This is a genomic window from Myxacorys chilensis (genome assembly GCF_059505265.1).
In genome coordinates, this window is sequence record NZ_JCACKG010000294.1 from 1 (window position 1) to 2,303 (window position 2,303).

A 2,303-nucleotide genomic window follows, 5' to 3' on the forward strand; every position below is an offset into this window, starting at 1 on the left:
AAGGAGAAGAAATTTGATTCAATAAAGCGGTCTTTGTAATTGACACCAGACAGCACTATAACCCTGAGGCGACGGGTTCTCCCGAAATTGGCGATTGCAGTCTCGGCAGAGATAGCTCTGTTTTCCTTGGCGGTGTCCATTCTTCACGATGGTGTCACTGGCACAGCGAGGGCAGTTCATGGCTCAGACCTAGATCATCATTCTCTATTATGCAACGCCATCTCGTTGTTAGTTGGCAGATCACGTTGTCAATGACCGCTTGTAGGTCCGCATTCATGGTTGTCAAGCTATTCCGGGAGGAGCCATGCCAACCAGACCAATGATCGGGGCTAGGGTTCCGATTGAAGTTAAACAACAGGTTGATCGCTTTGCAGAATCTAGCAACATTACCTCATCGCGCGTTGTGGAGCTGGCGATCGCATCATTTCTTGATATCGACACCCAGGACAGTCCAACTGCTCGGATTGATCAGCACACAGCCGCGATCAAGCAATTGTCTAAACAGATGGCAGAGCTGACGGAATCGATCAGACAGCTTCAGCAATGGCGCGAGAGATTAAAGCGTCGAGGCTTTTAAGGCTAGAAAGCGTGTGAATTAAGGCTTTCAGAGGCGTAGTTGTGCTGGTTGAGCCTCTGTCAGAGAGGGACTAGCAGCACAAGCCCAATGATTTGATAGTTCAGTAGCTTAGAGTTAGGTCCCACCTGACGGATGCGAACTCAAGGAGGCAGTCGTAATGCGAAGTGAACGTGAGAAAATGCTGGCGGGGGAGTTGTACAACCCACTTGACCCGGAACTCGTTTGTGCCCGCAACCGAGGGCGAGACCTATGCCAAGATCTGAACGCCACCCGTGAGGGACAACAAGAGGAGCGGCGGCGCATTCTGCGAGAGCTTTTTGGTGCCGGAGGTGAAGACGTGTGGATGCAGCCGCTGTTCTTCTGTGATTACGGAACCAATATCTTCCTTGGGAAGAAGTGCTTCTTCAACTTTAACTGCGTTGTGCTGGATGTCGGCCAAGTCACTATTGGGGACTATACACTCTTCGGTCCAGCTGTGCAGATCTACACTGCCACCCACCCGTTTAACGCAGGGTTGCGCCGTAACCAGGAGTTTGCAAAGCCAATCGAGATCGCCCCTTCTGCCATCCCCACATGACGCGACGACCATCGCCCCTTACGCTTCGCCCTAAGAAGATTCTGCCAATTTTTCTGGTTTCTCTCGCTATAGTAAGCGCTCTGGCAATAGCTTTTGCAGTCTTCTATCACCCCGTCATGGTGTGGCTTAACCACGGGTAATGGTGCGCTGATGTGAACTCAGAAGCTAAGGTGCAGGCGATTCACTATGGAGCAGATTGCAATTGACCCAAGACAAATGGACACACCTCAACTAAAGTCTGGGCTAACGATCGAGGCTTTAGACTCAGAATATTGATGTTAGGTCTTTTACTTTGGCTCTACTGTCGTAGAGGCACAAACGCTCGAGGTATGGTTAGGGCGAACTGTTTGAGCGGTGAACGAATGGAGAGCGGTGATTCTGATGTTAAATCAACAAGAACGCTTTCAAGCCTAAAAGAAGGCGACATCGTTGTTCTGACGTTAAAACCTGCGTTTCTGAGCAGTCCTGCTGAAGAGAAAACCGCACGGATCACGCTCGAGCTTTCAAACTCATTCACAGTAGAGCACCGGCGATTTTCAATCACGAGCGGCAAGGAGTTAGTGCGAGTAGATGCCGGGAAGTGGCGTGTTGTAGACGATGGCGCTTTTATCTCAGTCCCCATAGAGGAACAGATCGAAAGACTACCTGATCCTGACGGGAACTATACAGAAGCTCAAATCCTGAGAAGACACGAGGAATCTGTAGCCCGGCTTTTAGAACAAGTCAAAGACTACCTAGATCCCAACTCACCCGAAATCTCCAAAAGACTTTTAGCTATTCAGTTTCTCGTCTTGGATAAAGAATGACAGGAACTGCTAGGGGAGGTTTATAGTAATGCGATCGAACGCCTAAAGGCTGAAAACGAAGAGTTGCGCAGTAGGTTGAGAATGTTATCCACGATGCTCGACGAAGCCTCAAGACTAGCAGAAAAACCTTAAACGACATCCACCCGTTAAATCCCAGGGCTGTTTCATTGTTAGAAATGGAAATCTGGACGTTTGATTCTCTCGTTTAGCATTTTGAATTTTTTGAACCTCATGCACGAGGACTTGAGGCTTTCAGATATCTCCTGGTGACAATGAAACAGCCCTGCCCCGCAAAGTGTTGGGAGCAGAGCACACTCAAACTCCACGAGTGATTACCGTCGAT

General features: G+C 49.2%; 3 protein-coding genes and 1 pseudogene. 3 read left to right on the forward strand and 1 reads right to left on the reverse strand.

What is annotated here, in order from left to right:
- Positions 1–51: 51 nt before the first annotated feature.
- Positions 52–180 (reverse strand): annotated as a pseudogene (locus tag AC5JLB_RS29605) (IS1/IS1595 family N-terminal zinc-binding domain-containing protein); the annotation flags it as partial.
- 124 nt (positions 181–304) lie between these two features.
- Here AC5JLB_RS29605 and AC5JLB_RS29610 point away from each other — a divergent pair.
- The 3 genes from AC5JLB_RS29610 (at position 305) to AC5JLB_RS29620 (ending at position 1,960) form a co-directional block, all read left to right on the forward strand.
- The gene (locus AC5JLB_RS29610; protein WP_495877404.1) at positions 305–577 is read left to right on the forward strand and encodes a hypothetical protein; all 273 of its coding nucleotides are present in this window, start codon (positions 305–307) and stop codon (positions 575–577) included.
- A 157-nt stretch (positions 578–734) separates the two neighbouring features.
- On the forward strand, positions 735–1,154 hold the full coding sequence (locus AC5JLB_RS29615) for a sugar O-acetyltransferase (protein ID WP_495877405.1): 420 nt from the start codon (positions 735–737) through the stop codon (positions 1,152–1,154).
- A 362-nt stretch (positions 1,155–1,516) separates the two neighbouring features.
- A complete protein-coding gene (locus tag AC5JLB_RS29620) occupies positions 1,517–1,960 on the forward strand; it encodes a hypothetical protein (RefSeq protein ID WP_495877406.1) in 444 nt (147 codons plus the stop codon).
- Positions 1,961–2,303 lie beyond the last annotated feature (343 nt).